This is a genomic window from Isoptericola sp. NPDC056573 (assembly GCF_042793335.1).
Classification (GTDB): domain Bacteria; phylum Actinomycetota; class Actinomycetes; order Actinomycetales; family Cellulomonadaceae; genus Isoptericola.
Map to the genome: position 1 here is coordinate 388,160 of NZ_JBHTUY010000005.1, position 17,464 is coordinate 405,623.

18 protein-coding genes are annotated in these 17,464 nt (G+C 71.0%); 8 read left to right on the plus strand and 10 right to left on the minus strand.

Annotation, left to right across the window (positions count from 1 at the left end; all coding sequences use genetic code 11):
• Positions 1-145: 145 nt before the first annotated feature.
• Entirely contained in the window at positions 146-691 is a 546-nt protein-coding gene (locus ACFQ8E_RS11695; RefSeq protein ID WP_430550711.1) for an ATP-binding protein, read from the plus strand.
• Here the strand turns inward: ACFQ8E_RS11695 and ACFQ8E_RS11700 are convergent.
• From ACFQ8E_RS11700 to ACFQ8E_RS11720, 5 genes are all read right to left on the minus strand, one after another.
• Positions 676-2,139 carry a rhamnulokinase family protein gene (locus ACFQ8E_RS11700; protein WP_430550712.1) on the minus strand — a complete coding sequence of 488 codons (1,464 nt, stop codon included), beginning with the start codon at positions 2,137-2,139 and terminating at the stop codon, positions 676-678. The two genes, ACFQ8E_RS11695 and ACFQ8E_RS11700, sit on opposite strands and share 16 nt — an antisense overlap.
• Positions 2,136-4,202, minus strand: a complete 2,067-nt coding sequence (locus ACFQ8E_RS11705; RefSeq protein ID WP_430550713.1) for a bifunctional aldolase/short-chain dehydrogenase — start codon at positions 4,200-4,202, stop codon at positions 2,136-2,138. The genes ACFQ8E_RS11700 and ACFQ8E_RS11705 overlap by 4 nt, the downstream gene beginning before the upstream one ends.
• A 65-nt stretch (positions 4,203-4,267) precedes the next feature.
• On the minus strand, positions 4,268-5,230 hold the full coding sequence (locus tag ACFQ8E_RS11710; protein ID WP_430550714.1) for an alpha/beta hydrolase fold domain-containing protein: 963 nt from the start codon (positions 5,228-5,230) through the stop codon (positions 4,268-4,270).
• 2 nt (positions 5,231-5,232) lie between these two features.
• Entirely contained in the window at positions 5,233-6,414 is a 1,182-nt protein-coding gene (gene rhaI, locus ACFQ8E_RS11715; protein WP_430550715.1) for an L-rhamnose isomerase, read from the minus strand.
• Between the two features lie 236 nt (positions 6,415-6,650).
• Positions 6,651-7,025, minus strand: coding sequence for an L-rhamnose mutarotase (locus tag ACFQ8E_RS11720; RefSeq protein WP_429736157.1), 375 nt, complete (start codon positions 7,023-7,025; stop codon positions 6,651-6,653).
• Positions 7,026-7,126: 101 nt separating this feature from the next.
• Between ACFQ8E_RS11720 and ACFQ8E_RS11725 the strand changes: the two genes are divergently transcribed.
• On the plus strand, positions 7,127-8,146 hold the full coding sequence (locus ACFQ8E_RS11725) for a LacI family DNA-binding transcriptional regulator (protein WP_430550716.1): 1,020 nt from the start codon (positions 7,127-7,129) through the stop codon (positions 8,144-8,146).
• A gap of 471 nt (positions 8,147-8,617) precedes the next feature.
• Positions 8,618-9,019 (plus strand): hypothetical protein, encoded by a 402-nt coding sequence (locus ACFQ8E_RS11730; protein WP_430550717.1) that lies wholly within the window; start codon positions 8,618-8,620, stop codon positions 9,017-9,019.
• A gap of 190 nt (positions 9,020-9,209) precedes the next feature.
• Here ACFQ8E_RS11730 and ACFQ8E_RS11735 read toward each other — a convergent pair whose 3' ends face one another.
• Positions 9,210-9,791: a TetR family transcriptional regulator gene (locus tag ACFQ8E_RS11735; protein WP_430550718.1), complete on the minus strand. Its 582-nt coding sequence runs from the start codon at positions 9,789-9,791 to the stop codon at positions 9,210-9,212.
• 106 nt (positions 9,792-9,897) lie between these two features.
• Here ACFQ8E_RS11735 and ACFQ8E_RS11740 point away from each other — a divergent pair, with 106 nt between their 5' ends.
• Entirely contained in the window at positions 9,898-10,770 is an 873-nt protein-coding gene (locus ACFQ8E_RS11740; protein ID WP_430550719.1) for an oxidoreductase, read from the plus strand.
• 159 nt (positions 10,771-10,929) lie between these two features.
• On the opposite strand, the gene ACFQ8E_RS11745 is transcribed toward ACFQ8E_RS11740, so the two are convergent.
• On the minus strand, positions 10,930-11,868 hold the full coding sequence (locus ACFQ8E_RS11745; RefSeq protein WP_430550720.1) for an aldo/keto reductase: 939 nt from the start codon (positions 11,866-11,868) through the stop codon (positions 10,930-10,932).
• 91 nt (positions 11,869-11,959) lie between these two features.
• Here ACFQ8E_RS11745 and ACFQ8E_RS11750 point away from each other — a divergent pair, with 91 nt between their 5' ends.
• From ACFQ8E_RS11750 to ACFQ8E_RS11765, 4 genes are all read left to right on the plus strand, one after another.
• A complete protein-coding gene (locus ACFQ8E_RS11750) occupies positions 11,960-12,565 on the plus strand; it encodes a TetR/AcrR family transcriptional regulator (protein WP_430550721.1) in 606 nt (201 codons plus the stop codon).
• Positions 12,566-12,732: 167 nt separating this feature from the next.
• Complete coding sequence (locus ACFQ8E_RS11755) at positions 12,733-13,329, plus strand: recombinase family protein (RefSeq protein ID WP_430550722.1); 597 nt, start codon at positions 12,733-12,735, stop codon at positions 13,327-13,329.
• Between the two features lie 51 nt (positions 13,330-13,380).
• Positions 13,381-13,836, plus strand: a complete 456-nt coding sequence (locus ACFQ8E_RS11760; protein ID WP_430550723.1) for a helix-turn-helix domain-containing protein — start codon at positions 13,381-13,383, stop codon at positions 13,834-13,836.
• Between the two features lies 1 nt (position 13,837).
• Complete coding sequence (locus ACFQ8E_RS11765; protein WP_430550724.1) at positions 13,838-14,830, plus strand: putative toxin-antitoxin system toxin component, PIN family; 993 nt, start codon at positions 13,838-13,840, stop codon at positions 14,828-14,830.
• 435 nt (positions 14,831-15,265) lie between these two features.
• On the opposite strand, the gene ACFQ8E_RS11770 is transcribed toward ACFQ8E_RS11765, so the two are convergent.
• From ACFQ8E_RS11770 to ACFQ8E_RS11780, 3 genes are all read right to left on the minus strand, one after another.
• Positions 15,266-15,430 carry a hypothetical protein gene (locus ACFQ8E_RS11770; RefSeq protein ID WP_430550725.1) on the minus strand — a complete coding sequence of 55 codons (165 nt, stop codon included), beginning with the start codon at positions 15,428-15,430 and terminating at the stop codon, positions 15,266-15,268.
• A gap of 371 nt (positions 15,431-15,801) precedes the next feature.
• Positions 15,802-16,821, minus strand: a complete 1,020-nt coding sequence (locus tag ACFQ8E_RS11775; RefSeq protein ID WP_430550726.1) for a toprim domain-containing protein — start codon at positions 16,819-16,821, stop codon at positions 15,802-15,804.
• A gap of 26 nt (positions 16,822-16,847) precedes the next feature.
• Positions 16,848-17,096, minus strand: coding sequence for a glutaredoxin domain-containing protein (locus ACFQ8E_RS11780; protein ID WP_430550727.1), 249 nt, complete (start codon positions 17,094-17,096; stop codon positions 16,848-16,850).
• Positions 17,097-17,464 lie beyond the last annotated feature (368 nt).

A 17,464-nucleotide genomic window follows, 5' to 3' on the forward strand; every position in this document is an offset into this window, starting at 1 on the left:
GCTCACCCACGACGTTCGTCACAGCGCGCGCGGGGGCGGCCCCGGGGCAGTAGGGTCGACGACGGTCCAGGCCGCCACCCGCGGCCTTCGGAAGGCCCCCATCCCCCGTGGCCACAGGAGGCTGCATGGTTCCGGACGTGCGCCGGTGACGCCGGTCGAGGCCGTCCCCGTCGGGCGGCTCGACGTCGTCGGGACGTGGACCGTGCGCACCGTCGACGACCTCGCGGACGTGCGCTCCGCGCTCGAGTCGCGCCTCCCGTGCGACTGCCGGGCGGCGCAGCGGGGGCCCGCGCCCGACGTCGGCGGGCTGTCCGGGCGTCAGCGCATGGTGCTGGTCGCGAGCGAGCTGGTGGCGAACGCGCTCGAGCACGCCAGACCACCGGTGGTCGCACGGCTGCTGTGCGACGGCGACGTCGCCGTGGTAGACGTCGTGGACCGCAGCCCGGACGCGCCGCCCGTCGTCCCGCACGACCGCGAGCCGGGCGAGGGCGGCCACGGCCTGCGCCTCGCGAAGACGATCGCCGACGAGGTCGGCTGGTACCGCACGGACCATGGCGAGAAGCACGTGTGGGCGCGGTTCACGACCGCGGACGTGCCCGTCGCCGCCCCGCGGGGCCCGGTGCCGCAGCACCTGGCAGCCCACGGCGCGGCGGCGCGCACGTCGTCCGTCGGGGCCTACCGCGGGGCGTAGCGCTCGGGCGTGAACGCCGCGGCGACGAGCGCACGCAGGTCCTCCAGGTCGCCGCCCACGAGACCGCGGGCGCGGGCCTGCACCAGCAGGTTGCCGATGGCGGTGGCCTCGACGGGCCCGGCCACCACGGGCAGCCCGGCGCGGTCCGCCGTCGCCTGGCACAGCAGGGTGTTCTGCGCGCCGCCGCCCACCACGTGGATGGTCGACACGGTGCGCCCGGCGAGCTTCGCCGCCGTCGTGACGGCGTCCGCGAACGCCTGCGCCAGGCTCTCGACGATGCTGCGCACGTACTCCCCCCGCGTCGCCGGCACGGGCTGGCCGTGCTCGCGGCACCAGTCGGCGATGCGCCCCGGGACGTCGCCCGGCGGCAGGAAGCGCGGGTCGTCGACGTCGAACACCGCGACGGGGGCGGTGACGTGCGCCGCCTCGGCGAGCAGCTCCTGCAGGGTGCTGGAGCGCTGCGCCGCCGTGGACTCCCGCTCCCAGGTGCGGATCGACTCGCTGAGCAGCCACAGCCCCATGACGTTGTGCAGGAACCGCGTGCGGCCGTCGACGCCGCCCTCGTTGGTGAAGCCGGCGAGCCGGGCGTCCTCGGTCAGCACCGGCGCGTCGAGCTCGAGGCCGACCAGCCCCCACGTGCCGCACGAGACGTACGCGACGTCCCGGTCGGTCGCGGGGACGGCGACGACGGCGGAGGCCGTGTCGTGCGAGCCCACGGCCGTCACCTCGAGCGCCCGGCCCACCAGCTGCGCGACGTCGGGCGAAAGCACGCCCAGCGACGCCCCCGGGTCGACCAGGGGCGGCAGGATCCCGGCCGGGACCCCGACCAGCTCGGCGAGGCCCGTGTCCCACTCCCCCGTGCGCGCGTCGAGCAGCCCGGTGGTGGAGGCGTTGGTGCGCTCCGCGACCTCGGCGCCGGTGAGCCAGTGCGCGAGCAGGTCGGGCACCAGCAGCAGCCGGTCGGCCAGGTCGAGCAGCGGCCCCTCCGTGGCGAGCTGGAACACGGTGTTGAACGGGAGGTGCTGGAGCCCGTTGCGCGCGTACAGCGCCGCGGCGTCGACGCGGGCGTGCACGCGCTCCACGCCGGCCGCCGTCCGCGCGTCGCGGTAGTGGTACGGCACGCCGAGCAGGCGCCCGCCGCGCAGCAGCCCGTAGTCCACGGCCCACGAGTCGATCCCGACGCCGAGGATCTCGCCGGGCGCCTCGCGCTCGGCCGCGGCCAGGCCGTCGAGGACCTGGCGGTACAGCTCCAGCAGGTTCCAGTGCAGGCCGTCGGGCGTGCGGACCGGGTCGTTGGGGAACCGCGCCACGTGCTGCAGCCGCAGCCCCTCCCGCCCGCCGAAGCGGCCCAGGATGACGCGCCCGCTGGTGGCGCCCAGGTCGACGGCGGCGAGCGTGCCCGCCGCCGTCGACCCGGGCCCCGCCGGTGCCGCGGGTGTCGCCGTCATCGCAGGAACGCCTGCGCCACGCCGGCGTCGACGGGCACGTGCAGGCCGGTGGTGTGCGAGAAGTCGGACGTGCACAGCGCGTAGACGGCGTTCGCGACGTGCTCGGGCAGCACCTCGCGCTTGAGCAGCGTGCGCTGGGCGTAGAACTTGCCCAGGTCCTGCTCCTCGATGCCGTACGTCTTGGCACGGTTGGCGCCCCAGCCGGAGGCGAAGATCCCCGAGCCGCGCACGACGCCGTCCGGGTTGATGCCGTTGACCTTGATGCCGTGCTCGCCGAGCTCGGCGGCCAGCAGCCGCACCTGGTGCGCCTGGTCGGCCTTGGTGGCCGAGTAGGCGATGTTGTTCGGGCCCGCGAACACGGAGTTCTTCGACGAGATGTAGACGATGTCACCGCCGAGCTTCTGGTCCACGAGGATGCGCGCGGCGTTCTTGGCCACGAGGAACGAGCCCTTGGCCATGACGTCGTGCTGCAGGTCCCAGTCCGCCTCGGTGGTGTCGAACAGCGACTTGCTCAGCGACAGGCCGGCGTTGTTCACGACGATGTCCACGCCGCCGAAGGCGAGGACTGCCTCGGCCAGCGCGGCCTGGACCGCGGCCTCGTCGGCGACGTTCGCCGCCAGGCCGATCGCGACGTCGGTCGAGCCGAGCTCGGCGGCCGCGGCCTGCGCCTTGGCGAGGTCCAGGTCGGCGACGACGACGCACGCGCCCTCCGCGGCGAGGCGGGTCGCGATGGCCTTGCCGATGCCCGACGCGGCGCCGGTGACGAACGCGATGCGCGTCGCGAGCGGCTTGGGCTTCGGCTTGCGCTGGAGCTTCGCCTCCTCGAGCGCCCAGTACTCGATGCGGAACTTCTCCGACTCGTCGATCGGGGCGTAGGTCGAGAGGGCCTCCGCGCCGCGCATGACGTTGACGGCGTTGACGTAGAACTCCCCCGCGACGCGCGCGGTCTGCTTGTCGGCGCCGTAGGAGAACATGCCGACGCCGGGCACCAGCACGATCGCCGGGTCCGCGCCGCGCATCGCGGGCGGCTCCTCGCCGCGGGCTCGCGCCTCGGCGGCGCCACGCTCGTAGTACGCGGTGTAGTCGGCGCGGTACGCCTCGTGCAGCTCGGGCAGGCGCTCCACGATCTCCTCGACCGTGGCGGTGGCCGGCAGGTCCACGACCAGCGGCTTCACCTTGGTGCGCAGGAAGTGGTCGGGGCAGCTCGTGCCCAGCTCCGCCAGGCGCGCGTGCTCGGTGCTCGCCAGGAAGTCGAGCACGACGTCCGCGTCGGTGAAGTGTCCCACCTGCGGCCTGTCGTGCGACGCGACGGCGCGCAGGTGCGGGGCGAGCGCGGCGGCCTTGGCGCGCCGCGCGTCGTCGGGCAGGGCGCCGTAGCCGTCGAGCGCCGGGCCGAAGGGCTCCGGCGCGCCGTGCTCCGCGATGTACGCCGCCGCGGTCTCGATGATCCACAGCGAGTTCGCCTCGGACTCCTCGGCCGTGTCCCCCCAGGCCGTGATGCCGTGCCCGCCGAGCACCGTGCCGATCGCGTCGGGGTGCGCCGCCTTGATCTCGGCGATGTCGAGGCCGAGCTGGAAGCCGGGACGGCGCCACGGCACCCACACGACCTTGCCCCCGAAGATCTTCTGCGTCAGCTCGGGGCCGTCGGCCGCGGTCGCGATCGCGATGCCCGCGTCCGGGTGCAGGTGGTCCACGTGCGCGGCGTCGACCAGGCCGTGCATGGCCGTGTCGATGCTGGGGGCGGCGCCGCCCTTGCCGTGCAGGCAGTAGTCGAACGCGGCGACCATCTCGTCCTCGCGCTCCACGCCCGGGTACACCTCGGTGAGGGCGCGCAGGCGGTCGAGCCGCAGGACGGCGAGGCCCTTCGCGGTGAGGGTGCCGAGGTCGCCGCCGGAGCCCTTGACCCACAGCAGCTCGACGTCCTGCCCGGTGACCGGGTCCTTCTCGATCCCCTTGGCGGACGTGTTGCCGCCGGCGTAGTTCGTGTTGCGCGGGTCGGCGCCCAGGCGGTTCGACCGCGCGACGAGGGCCTCCACGGTCGGGTTGACGGTCTGCTTCGTCATCGGTGCTCCGGTGGTCGGTCCGTCGGCCGACGGACGGGGGGTGGGTGCGGTGAGGGGTACGGGGGTCAGCGCTCGTGCGCGGTGCCGACGAGGGCGTCCGTGGTGAGCCAGGCGGCGATCCGCGCGAGGCTGCCTGCGAAGCCGGGCTCGGCGGGCCGGTTGAGGTGGCCGTGGGTCGTGCCGTCCTCGCGGCTCACGAAGACGTCCACCCCGGCGGCCGCGAGCTCCGCGGCGTAGGCCTCGCCGCCCGAGCGCAGGGCGTCGAGGTCGGAGTTGACGATCAGCGTGGGCGGCAGGCCGCGCAGGTCCTGGCCGCCCGGGAAGGCGTACGGCGACGTCGCCGGGCCGTCGTGACCCAGGTAGTTGCCGTTCATCGCGCGCACGGCGGCGGGCGGGAAGTTCTTCTCCGGCGGCAGCGCCGCGATCTTGGCGGCCAGCTCGGCGCTGGGCGCGGGCAGGACCTGGTGCGTCACCGGGTAGGCGAGCACGACGCTGCGCGGCGTCGGGACCACGCCGTCGTGCCCGACCACGCCGCCGAGGGTGCTGAGCGGGACCGCGCCGTCGCGCAGCCGCAGGGACGCCCCCGCGGCGAGGTCGCCGCCGGCGCTCGCGCCGCCCAGCGACCACCGCCCGGCGGGGACGCCGAGGTCGGACGCCCCGCCCCCCGCGGCCCACGCGAACGCGGACGCGACCTCCTCGGACGGCACCGGGAACCGGACGCCGTCCGTGCCGGGCGTCGCGCCCGCGTCGCGGTAATCGATCGCCGACACCAGGCGGTACTCCACGCTCACGACGGCGATCCCCGCCGCGGCGAGCGCGCGCGCGACGCCGTCGGCCTCGGGCATGTCGAGGTCGCCGTGCGCGAACGCGCCGCCGTGCGCCCACACCAGGCCCGCGACGGGCGCGCCCGCCGGCCGGTAGACCCGCACGCGCAGGTCGCCGTGCGGCCCCGCGAGCACGCGGTCGTCGACCGCGGCGTCCTGGTCCGGCGGAGCGTCCGCCGTGATGCCCGCCGCCGTCGTCGTCATGCTCAGGCGCCCCAGCCGGCCTGCTGGCCGCCGACGCGCTCGGCCGCGATCTGCCCCAGGTAGCCGGACGCCGCGAACGCCTTCATGGGCTCGGGGTCGAGGCCCTGCTCGGCGCGCAGGTCGGCGAGGAGGCCGCGCACGTCGGTGTTGTAGGCGTCCATGAGCGTGCCGTTGGCGCCGAGCACGTCGCCGGAGCGCTGCGCGGCGTCGAGGGCCTCGGCGTCGACGAGCAGCGCCTTGGCCGTGGCCTCCTGCACGTTCATCACGGAGCGGATCTGGCCGGGGATCTTCTCCTCGATGTTGTGGCACTGGTCGAGCATGAAGTTCACCCCCGACTCCGGGCGCAGCGCGTCCGCCTGCACGATCTCGTGCATGATCCGGAAGAGCTGGAACGGGTCCGCGGCGCCGGCCATGAGGTCGTCGTCGGCGTAGAAGCGCGAGTTGAAGTCGAACGCCCCGAGCCGGCCCTGGCGCAGCAGCTGCGCCACGATGAACTCGATGTTGGTGCCGGGCGCGTGGTGGCCCGTGTCGAGCACGACGTTCGCCTTCTCGCCGAGCGCGAGGCAGTGCAGCAGGGACGTGCCCCAGTCCGGCACGTCCGTGTGGTAGAACGCCGGCTCGAAGAACTTGTACTCGAGCACCATGCGGTGGTCGTCGTCGAGCTCGGCGTAGATCTCGGCGAGCGACTCGGCGAGCCGGTCCTGGCGGGCGCGGATCGAGTCCTGGCCGGGGTAGTTGGTGCCGTCGGGCAGCCAGACCTTCAGCTCCTTGGACCCCGTGGCGCGCATGACGTCGATGCACTGCACGTGGTGGGCGATCGCCTTGGCGCGCACCGCCGGGTCGGAGTGCGTCAGGGAGCCGAGCTTGTAGTCGTCGTCCTGGAACAGGTTCGAGTTGATCATCCCGATGGTCACGCCGTGCTCCTTGGCGTGCCGGGCCAGGTCGGAGAAGTCGTCGACCAGGTCCCACGGGACGTGCAGCGACACGCGCGGCGCGATGCCCGTGTAGCGGTGCACCTGGGCGGCGTCCGCGATCTTCTCGTACGGGTCGCGGGGGGTCCCGGGCGTGCCGAAGACCTTGAACCGGGTACCCGAGTTGCCGAACGCCCACGAGGGCAGCTCGATGGTCTGCTCGCCGAGGGCCTTGCGCAGCCGTGCGTCGAGCACGGGCGTCGTCGCCGTCATGTCTCCTCCTCGTCCGCGCTCCCTCGCGCGGTGCTGGTGCGGCCGGCGGGGCGACCGCGCTTTGAATCGTTTCATAGCCTAGGGGCGTGACGGGGCGGCGTCAACCGTCCGTCCAGTGACTTGTCAGGCCCAGCGCGCGGTATCTCCCGCGCACGGCCTGACAACTCGGGGCGCCGGGGAGCTGTCAGGACCAGCGAGCGCCATACCCCGCGGAGGTCCCGACAGGTCGCGGACAGTCAGTCGGCGCGGCGGGCGGCATCGAGCTGCGACTCGAGGTGGAACACCTCCTCCAGCTGCACGAACCCCTCGTCGGGGCGCCCCTCGGCGGGCTCGAAGAAGTCCTTCATGGCGGCCTGCCAGCGCTCGTTCACCTCGCGGGCGGCCATGTCCCGCTGCGCGCGCTCGTAGTCGTCGGTGCGCAGGACGCCGACGAGCAGCCCGTCGGCCCCGAGGAACAGGCGGTAGTCGTGCCATCCGGTCTCGGCGAGGGCCTCGAGCATCTCGGGCCAGACGGCGGCGTGGGCGGCCTTGTACTCCTCGAGCCGGTCGCGCCGCACGCGGGACACGAAACAGACGTGCGTCGTTGCGCCGTCATCGATGAAACGGTTCATACCATGAACCTAGCAAGCCGAGACCACGCCGGGCCACGCGCCCAGGTACCTCTACGCTGGAGCCCAGGCGCGACGACGCGTCCCGATCCGAGGAGCAGCCCATGACGACGACCGCCCCCCGCCGCCGCGCGTCCATCAGCGACGTCGCGCGCCAGGCCAAGGTGTCGGTCGGCACGGTCTCGAACGTGCTCAACCGCCCGGACCGCGTCTCGCCGGCCACCCGCGAACGGGTGCTCGCCGCCATCGACGACCTCGCGTTCGTGCCCAACGGCTCCGCCCGCCAGCTCCGCGCCGGCACCATCACGACCGCGGGCGCCATCGTGCTCGACGTGTCCAACCCCTTCTTCACCGACGTGGCGCGCGGCATCGAGGACCGCCTCGAGGAGGCGGACTACACCCTCATGCTCGCCAGCTCCGACGAGAAGCCGGAGCGCGAGGCCCGCTACCTGCGCCTCTTCGAGGAGCACGGCGTGCAGGGCGTCATGGTCGTGCCGGCCACGCAGGACCTCGAGCACCTGGAGACCCTGCGCGCCCGGGGGCTGCGCGTGGTGCTGCTCGACCGCCCGTCCCCGGTCGACACGCTGTCGTCGGTGGCCGTCGACGACCGCGCGGGCGCCGCCGCCGCCGCGCGCCACCTCGTCGACCTCGGGCACGAGCGGATCGCCTTCCTCAACGGCCCGCACACCATCCGCCAGTGCGCCGACCGCAGCGCCGGCCTGCACGACGCGCTCGTGGAGCTGGGCCTCGACCCGGCCGAGGCGCTGGTCGAGATCCCGATCGCCACCCTCAACGCCGACGGCGGGCAGGCCGGCACCGAGCAGGTGCTCGCGCTCGCCGAGCGCCCGACGGCCACCATGTGCGTCAACGACCTCACCGCCCTCGGCGCCCTGCGCACGCTGCGCGCCGCCGACGTCCCCGTGCCGTCCGGCATGGCGGTGGTGGGGTACGACGACGTCACGTTCGCCGGCGAGCTGGCCACGCCGCTCACCTCGGTGCGCCAGCCGACCCACCAGCTCGGCCACCGCGCGGCGGACCTGCTGCTGGACCCGGACGACACGGTCGAGCAGGTGACGTTCCAGCCCGAGCTCGTCGTCCGCGAGTCCACGACCGGCGTCGGCTGACCCCACCGCCCGTCCGCCGACCGTGCACCCGCGCTCCGGGCGCGCCGGTCCACCGAGACCGGTAGGTGCCGGCCATCCGGACTTCGAACACCTCTAAACGGGCAAACATGTCCTATCCGTCATAATCCGGTTTATCGGCGCCGGATGAGTGCGAGTTGCTTCGATGCAAGAGCTCGCACCTCCGAGCGAAGCCCGCATCTGCGCAGGTCAGGGGGCCTGTCGTCCCGGCATAACACCACGGGGATCCCTGTTCTTGCCGCCTCGCCGCAAGTCAGCCTAGGTTTCATGCATCTGATACATGAGGCCTCGGTGTGCGACCAGTAGCTCAAGCAGTCCGTGGTCGTATAGCGGCTACGCCGCGACGGATGTGCGAGTCGAACCACGTAGCGGCGATGGCGGCAGCATCCTCATGATCGGCGTGGCCGAGCTCGGGCATAGCGGGCGCATTCGCCATAAAGGGTACGAGCCTGCTTGACGAAAGGTCTGAATGTGGGCACATTGGCCGGGTTTGTCGACCGCGAGTTGACGGACTTTTTCGTTGACCGCAATGTCGTGATCAGTGGCCTGCGCGCCTTGTGGCATGAATCCGAAATTCTTCCCCAGATAGGGCTCAGCGAGATGCGCGACGTGGGCTGCTTCTACCACGGCACCGAGCTCTGGGTGAGCCGTGGCGCAGCAGGAATCATGGTAGATGGGGACCTCAACCACGGCTTCGAGGCAGTGACCTGGTACCGGTCGCTCGTTCCCGACCATCTCGTCGTCACCGTCTCTGACCCCGCGTACACCTACTCGGCCGAGGTTCCGCCCGGGACCACCGCCGACGGCCTCCGCACCCTTGTCGCCAACAGTGGAGGCGCCACCGTTGACTTCTAGGGTGTGTTTCCCTCGTGGCGGTGATGCGCCCTAGTAGGAGGGCGTCAGAACAGACGGCGGTCTCAACCCACCGATTTTGGGCCGCGTCAGAATCGGGTTCTCGATGTTCCAAAACCCCAGTGGGCCAGTATTGGGCACGCCATCACGAGAGTTACCTGGCGGCGCGCGCGTTCCGAGGCTGCCGAGCCCGTCAGCCGGCATGGAGCCCGGGCGTGGCGAGAAGAGCGAAGGCGTCGTCAAAGAGGTCGGTCAGGTCGGCGTGACCGTCACTGTCGGTCCAATGTGACATGACAAGGTCGAAGATCCTGAGGGCGGCACCCGCGGTGAGGCGGAGCGCCATGTTGTCCTGGGCGACACCCTGCCGAGCCGCGAGCTCGGCAGACAGGGCCACCTCCAGGTCGTACTGGAGACGCAGGTGCCGGCCCTGCAGCGCCGGGCTGGCGGAGATGAGGCGTGCAAGTGCCGCGAATTTTCCGGGATCGACGATCACAAAGGGCACGGCTGCTTCGAGAGCGCCGCGCAGCGCCGTCAGAGGCGACTCGTTGGCGGGGCGGGCTCGCAGCGCGTCCAGGATGAGGTCACAGAGGTCGCTGAGAACCTCGATGACCACGTCTTCCTTGGAGTTGAAGTAACGGAAGAAGGTGCGGCGCGAGCAGCCCGCCGCGCGGGCAATCTGGTCGATCGTGGTGCCCTCGAACCCGTCGGCTGCCAGCAGCCGCAACGCGACCACACCCAGCTCCTCGCGGACGGCCAGGCGTTTGCGTTCGGCCATGCTAGGCGGCTTGCTTTCGCACATCACCCGAACCCTAGCAGGGTGCCAGGACTGCGCCTCCCGAGCGCTTTTGACACCCAGTGTCATCAGAGACATAGTGTGCTTCATGGAGAAGTGGACAGCAGCCGACATGCCCGATCAGACCGGTCGCACCGTCGTGGTCACCGGCGCCAACCGCGGCCTCGGCCTGGAGATGGTGCGCGTCCTGGCCGAGCGTGGAGCGCACGTGGTCATGACGGCGCGCGACCTCGAGAAGGGCCGCGCTGCCGCGGCGCGAGTGTCCGGCTCGGTCGAGGCGCGCGTCCTGGACCTCGCCGACCTTGACTCGATCGCTCGATTCGCCGCCGGGATCGAGCGGGCTGACGTGCTCATCAACAACGCGGCCGCGATCATGACGCCGCGCGACACCACCGAGCAGGGATTTGAGCTCCAGCTCGGCACCAACCACCTAGGCCCCTTCGCACTGACAGCCCAGCTGTACCCGGTCCTGCGCGAGGGCAAATCACCCCGGATCGTCACCGCCAGCTCGGCCATCTACAAGCAGGGCAAGATCGACTTTGACGACCTGGGATCCACGCGCTCGTACTCGCCGTCAAGCGCCTACGCCCGGTCCAAGCTCGCGAGCACCCTGTTCGCCCTGGAACTGGACCGTCGCCTGCAAGTGTCCGGAAGTCCGGTGCTGAGCGTGCTGTCCCACCCCGGCTACACCGCCTCGAACCCGGGCCAGGCCAAGAGCCTCCTGCTGCGGCTCGGCGATCGCCTGATGGCCCAGAACGTCACGATGGGCGCCCTGGGCGCGCTCTACGCCGCTACCAACCCTGGCGTCCAGGGCGGCGAGTTCTACGGCCCCGTCGGAATGGGCGGAACGCGCGGCTTTCCCATGCCGGTGAAGGTAAACGGTGCCGCCACAGACCCCGCTCTGGCCCGCCGCATGTGGGAGGTTTCCGAAAAGCTCACCGCCGTACCCTTCCCCGTCTGATGGCACAGGTCTGACCCCAGCGCAGAACCGACCGATTCTGAAGTGCACCAGAAACGGGTTCTGGAGGTTTCGAAACCACCCCTGCCGCTGGGCCGGATCACGCGCAGAGCGGGCACGACGAGGTGTCGTGCCCGCTCGGGTTCGCGGTTGTTGGGGCGTTCAGGAGGCGCGGCTCCCGATGCCGCCGTTGGGCGCGATGTCGGCGATGAGTGCGAGGTCGTCGTCGGTGAGCTGGAGGTCGGCGGCCGCGACGTTCTGTGCGACCCGGCCGGCGTTGCGGGAGCCGGGGATGGGGACGAGGTTGTCTCGCTGTGCCAGGAGCCAGGCGAGGGCGAGCTGGGAGAGGCTGGCGCCCTTGGTCTCGGCGAGCGCGGTCAGCCGGCGGACGATGTCGACGTTGGCGTCGAAGTTCTCCGGGGCCCACCAGCCGATGCGCTGGCGGAAGTCGTTCGGGCCGTACTCGCTGCGGGGCTTGACGGCGCCGGAGAGGAAGCCGCGGGCGAGGGGTGAGTAGGCGACGAACCCGATGCCGAGCTCGTCGAGCACGGGGAACAGGGGCTCGGTGTCGCGGGCGAAGATCGAGTACTCGTTCTGCAGGACTGAGATCGGGTGCACGGCGTGCGCGCGGCGGATCGTGTCCTCGTCCGCGTTCGACAGGCCGAGGTACTTCACCTTGCCGGCCTGGACGTACTCGGCCATGACGCCGACGACGTCCTCGATGGGCACGCTCGGGTCCGGGGTGTGCTGGTAGAGCACGTCGATCGCGTCGACGTTGAGGTTGCGCAGGCTGTTGTCCACCACGTTGCGGACGTGGTCGACCTCGGAGTTGGGCTGGAACGTCTGCGTGAAGCCGAACTTGGTCGCGATGACGACCTCGTCGCGGATCGGTGCGAGCGCGTGGCCGAGGAGCTTCTCGCCCTCGCCCCACCCGTACATCTCGGCGGTGTCGAAGAAGGTGACGCCGAGGTCGTGGGCGCGGCGGATCGCCGCGACGGACTCGGTGTCATCGGTCGGGCCGTAGCCGACCGCGGTGCCCATCGAGCCGTAGCCGAGCTCGGAGACGGTCAGGCCCTGGGTGCCGAGGGTGCGTGTCTGCATGGTGATGGTGTCCTTCCTAGACGACACTCGTCACTATACGCCTCATCTGTCAGCCTCTGACAGGTTCGGCGGCGGATGTAAACTGTGACGTATGACGAACAGTGCCAAGACGGGCCCGAGCCTGCGGGAGATCAGCCGTGAGGCCGTGCGTGGGCGCATCACGGAGGTGGCGCTCGACCTGTTCGCCGAGCACGGGTTCGAGCAGGTGACGGTCGAGCAGATCGCGGCGGCCGCGGGCATGTCCGCGCGCAGCTTCCACCGCTACTTCCCCGCCAAGGAGGACGTCGTCATCGGCGACCCCGCCCGCTGGGGCGAGTACGTCCGCGACACGCTGGCCGATCGCCCGGCCGACGAGCCCGTCTGGGACTCGCTGCACGCTTCCTTCGAGGCCCTCCTCGCACTCTCCCCCGATCGCGAGGACAGCGAGCGAGGCAAGCTGGCCATGCGCGTTCTCGGCAGCACCGCGTCACTGCGGGCCCGCAACCTCGAGAAGCACCTCCTCTGGGCGCAGATGCTCACGCCGATCATCGCCGGACGCCTCGACGGAGACGACGTCGCCCTCCGGGCCGAGATCATCGTGCAGGCAGCCCTCGCGGCATTCGACGTCGCCCTGACCACCTGGAGCACTCCCCAGGACTACGGCACGGCGGTCGACCTGCTCCACCGCGCGTTCGCCACGCTCACGCCTGTCAGGTAGCACCCCCCTGTCGGGTACCTACAAGGTCGTCGGCCGGTGCAAAACTGACCGATTTTGACGCGGCGGCGCTGCGCCCTCGCTGGGACGGCGACACGCCGCTCAAAAACCACCTTCAAAACCCCCGCCGGTTCATAACCTCCGGCGGGGGTTTTCGCTACGGTCGCGCCATGGCGATCACCTTCGGCTATGCGCGGGTCTCGACGTCGACGCAGAACCTCGACGCACAGCGCGACGCGCTCATCGCCGCCGGCGTCGACGCGCGACACCTACGGGTCGAGACCGCGTCCGGCCGGCGCGACGACCGCCCGGTCCTCGCCGCACTGCTGACCGAGGTCGACGCCGGCGACACCGTCGTCGTGGCCAAGCTCGACCGCCTCGGTCGAAGCGTGTCCCACCTGGTGCACGTGGTCGACGAGCTGGAGCGCCGCGACGTCGCCCTCCGGTCCCTGTCCGAGCAGATCGACACCAGCACGTCGGCGGGCCGGTTCATGGTGCACATGCTGGCCGCGCTGGCCCAGATGGAGGCCGACCTGATTCGCGAACGCACCCTCGACGGCCTGGCGGCCGCGCGTTCACGCGGACGGGTCGGCGGGCGCCCCACGGTCATGAGCCCGGATCGCATCGCGGCAGCCCAAATGTCGCTTGCCGGCGGGCAATCGATGGCTGCAGTGGCGAGGGCGCTGGGCGTGTCGGTCTCGACTGTGCGTCGACACATGGCGAACCTTCAGCGCGGGCCGATGGATGGCAAGGCTGTGGGTCAGTAGATCTCGCCGTTCGGCCGTCGTGTTTCGATTTTTGCGTTTAGACTAGTTGGCATGTCGAACCTGCTGGATCGGACCGTGATGCCCGCGGAGGACACATCCGCCCTGTCCGAGCTGACTGACGCTCTGGCTGTTCGTCACGCGCCAGCAACTCTGATCTCACCCGATGGCACGCGGGTTGACCTTCCCCCCGAGCTCTTTGACCTCCTGCGCGAAGCAGTCGCGGCGATGGCCGCCGGCAAGGCTGTAACGATTGCGCCACACGACACGGTGATGACGACCCAGGAGGCCGCCGACTACCTCGGGGTCTCGCGGCCCACGGTGGTGAAGCTTCTCGAGCAGGGCATGGTCCCCTTCACGAAGCCGAACCGGCACCGCCGGGTACGTCTGGCCGATCTCGTGGAGTATCAGGAGCGCACGGCAAGGCAGCGTCGCCAGCTACTCGACGACATGACGCGCGAGGCCACGGCGCAGGGCGTCGACGGCGAGGGCTTCGAGGTCACACGCTGACATGGCGTTCACCGTCGTTCTCGATGCCTGTGTCCTGGTCCCGCACCCGCTCTTCGACACGCTATTGAGGCTCGCCGGGGCGGGGATGTTCGAGGCTCGGTGGAGCGGACAGATCCTCGAAGAGGTCGAGCGCACGCTGATCAACAAGCGGGGACTCCCTGCCGAAAAGGCGCGGGCGCGACTCGTGCAGATGGAGCGAGCGTTCCCGCTCGCGTTGGTCGAGGGCCACGAACCGCTCGTCGACGCAATGACGAACGACCCCAAGGATCGCCACGTCCTCGCCGCGGCGGTTCGCTGCGGAGCGGGGACCATCGTGACCGCGAATCTGAAGGACTTCCCCGCGCCTGCCCTGAACGTCCATGGCGTCGAGGCAGTGCATCCGGATGAGTTCCTCCTGGACCAACTGGACCTGAACGCGCAGACGGTGGCGCGGTGCCTTCAGGAGCAGATCGCGTCCTATTCACACCCGCCCGCGACCCTCCGGACCCTCGCCGATGGGTTGCGCCACACCGTTCCGGGTTTCGCAACAGAGGTCGGGCGGCTGGCCGCCGAGGCAGACACTCCGCTTCCACTCGTGGCCGTCGATCGCACGGCCGTGCTCCAAACGATCGGAGGCTATGACCGGACTGGACCACTGAGCGCCGTCGCCTGGTGGTGGAAGCTCCTGGATGACCCCGTGCGGGAGCGCCACCGCCTAATCGACGCCGTAGTTGAGCCGAGTCGGTGGGGCGACTTCACCAGTGCTGCCGCGCAGCTTGAGGGGTACAACATGACCACCGCATGGGGTGTTGACCACGAGACAATCGCAGCACCGGTCCACGTCGTGTTCGTGCCGCTCCAGGTAGCAACGAGCAGCCAGGTCGTCGGCAGGATCGACGTGAACGGCATGAAGCAGGTGACGGCAGTTCCATGTGACGACGGCCTCTGGCGAGTCGTGTCGGTGGGCGCCGTTCGGCCGGGCTTCGTAGCAACCCAGGCGGCATGGCCTCCCTAGCTCGAGCCCTACCTCGCCTACACGACCCGCTGGCACTCGGAAGACCTGCTGAGGGAGACGATGGCGGCTGCGTCGGCGCCGTCCTGAGCGAGCGACAGCTTAGGGGTGGACGTTATTGGCCGCGGGGCCCGACGCTGCGCCCCATGACAAGCACCTACGCAGTTGAATGCCCCAGGACCTGCGGCGGCGAGGGCAAGATCCTCTACCTCCTCGACCCCCCAGGCCGCCGACCCATGCGGACCGCGCAGGGCGTGATCATGGTGGGAGACGGCACGTCACAGAGCGCGATGTACCGCTGTCTCCGATGTTCCCACACGGTCCCTCAGAACCTGCCGACCGCTTCATGAATGCCCGTGGGCCCGCCCGGAGACGCTGGGCGGGCCCGCGGGCGGTGACAGGTCGAAACCTGTCACTGCTGTGCCCGGCGGCTGCTCCCTAGGCGGCGGGGACCTGGGCGCAGAACTCGACGCTCGGAGGCGGGTCGGACGTCCCGACGCTGGGGGTGAGCATCAGGCCCAGCAGGACGAAGGGCGTGCTGGCCTCGAGCCAGGATCTCGGTCTGCGACTGTCCTGGGGCTGCTTCTTCTTGGCAGGCTTCACGGGGAACTCTCCCATCCGGGATCGAACGGAGGGCCCGCCCCGCATCTCCCACCCCTCATGGGAGGGGTGGGCTAGCCTGTTGTGCGTCTGGAAAACACACTCGGGCACGCGACGGGCCTCGTTGCTGCTCGGGACGAAGGCCGGTTCCAGGGGCGGCAACCCCTGTGGCCGGCCTTCACCATTCCCAGGGACCTGACCGACCGGGTCTCCTCCCGTGTTCCGGGAGTGAACCCCATCGGCTGGCCTCCCCGAGGACGGTTGGACACCTAAGCACTCCTGAGGTTACGGCGCTGTGATTCACCCGACCAGGTCGGTGTCGGCGGGTCGGGAAGTTGTCACCCGGCGTTCACGGCAGCCACCGCGCCGCCTCCCTAGCCCTCCCGCGTGATTCCCGTCGCGGCCGCGACGATCTCGTTCACCACGACGTCGTGGTCGGTGGTGTCGGCGAGGCGCTTGGTGAGGTGTCCCGTTGCCTGCGCGAGAACCGCCGGGGAGGCATCTCGGATCGCCTTGGCGATGTGCCGCAGGCCCGCGAGGGCGCCTTCGACGTGCTCAAGGTCGTATCCGGTCAGAGTGACGTCGATCGCGGCCTGGATGATCGGCCGGGCCTCGGGGACGAGGGCTCGGCGGAGCTGGGTGCGCTGGCCGGCCTTCACGAGGTCTGCGGGGTCGGTTCCGGGCTCGAGTGCGGCCGCGCGCACGGTCGCCGCTTCATCGGTGGTCAGGAGGTTCCACAGGCGGCAGATGGCGCCCTGGCCGGCGGTGTCGGCGTCGGTGGCGTTGATGAGCCGGCCCACCGCATCGGGGTCGATGTCTCGCAGCTGCTGCAGGTGGCCGGCGGTGACCGCGGTGCCGCACAGGCCGAGGGGCACGAGGTCGTTGCCGGCCCGGCGCACCGCCTCGGCGTCGAGGGCGCCCTCGACGAGCACGGGGATGCCGCCCCGGGCGATCCGGGCCGCGGCGTCTGCGTCGAGCCCGTACAGGGCGCGGGACTTGTCGTAGGCCGGCGTGCTGGTGGTGTTGAGGTACTTCGGCGGCGCGTCGGGATCGTCGTCGGTGGTGGGGTTGCGTCGGGCAGTGAACCCGATGATGCGGTCGCTCGTGTCGCGGATGGGCAGGACCAGGCGGTCGCGGAAGGCGTCGCCCACTCCCCCGTTCTTGGCCTCGAGGGCGAGGCCGGCGTCCAGGAGCTCGGTGTCGGTGAAGCCGCGCCGGCGCAGCGTGGGCACGAGCCGGGCCCAGCCGGCGGGCGCCTGGCCGGCGACCGTGCCACGCAGGCCGCGGGAGGCGAGGTATCCGGTGACCCACTCCCCCGGCTGGGTGGCGTGCCAGCGCCAGTAGTCCCAGGCGGCGGCGTTCACGGCGATGATGCGCTCTGCGGTGGTGGTCATGGTCTCCTCCTCCCCCTGCCTGTGCGTCACGCGGCCGCGACGCGGTTGATCTGGTCGGGTCGGAAGCCGCTCCAGTGATCCTGCCCGGTGCCGTCCTCGACGACGACCACGGGGGCCTCGGAGTACCCGAGCTCCTCGGAGACGTACTCGCGTGCGGCGGGGTTCTCGGCCAGCTCGACGACGTCGACGCGCACGCCCTTGGCCTCGAGCTTGTCCTTGGTCATCTTGCAGCGGATGCACGCCGGCCCGGTGCTGTAGACGGTGACGCTGAGCATGACGCCCTCCTCGCTCACTCGGTGGGATCGTTCCTGATAGCGGAGCCAGGGCCGCCGCGAGCGGCCGGCGTTTCAACCCGCAGGGCGGCGGGGGGAAGAAGTTCTCGGTCGAGACAAGGAGCGCAGCGACGCGGCCGCGAAGTTCTGGCGGAGCCGGTGGGTCACGCGGTGTTCGTGGCCCACTTGCACGCCGGGCACGGCGGCCATGATGGAGCGGTAGGAACGAGCCTCACTGGTGCGGGCGCAGCCCGCGCACCTCGCCGCCCCGCGGGGCGCCTGCCAGGCGTCACCTCGAGGTCGTGGCCTGCTGCGCGCAGCGCAGCCGGGGTGACGCAGGCGAAACGGTGGCAAGCGCTTCCCCGTTGAAT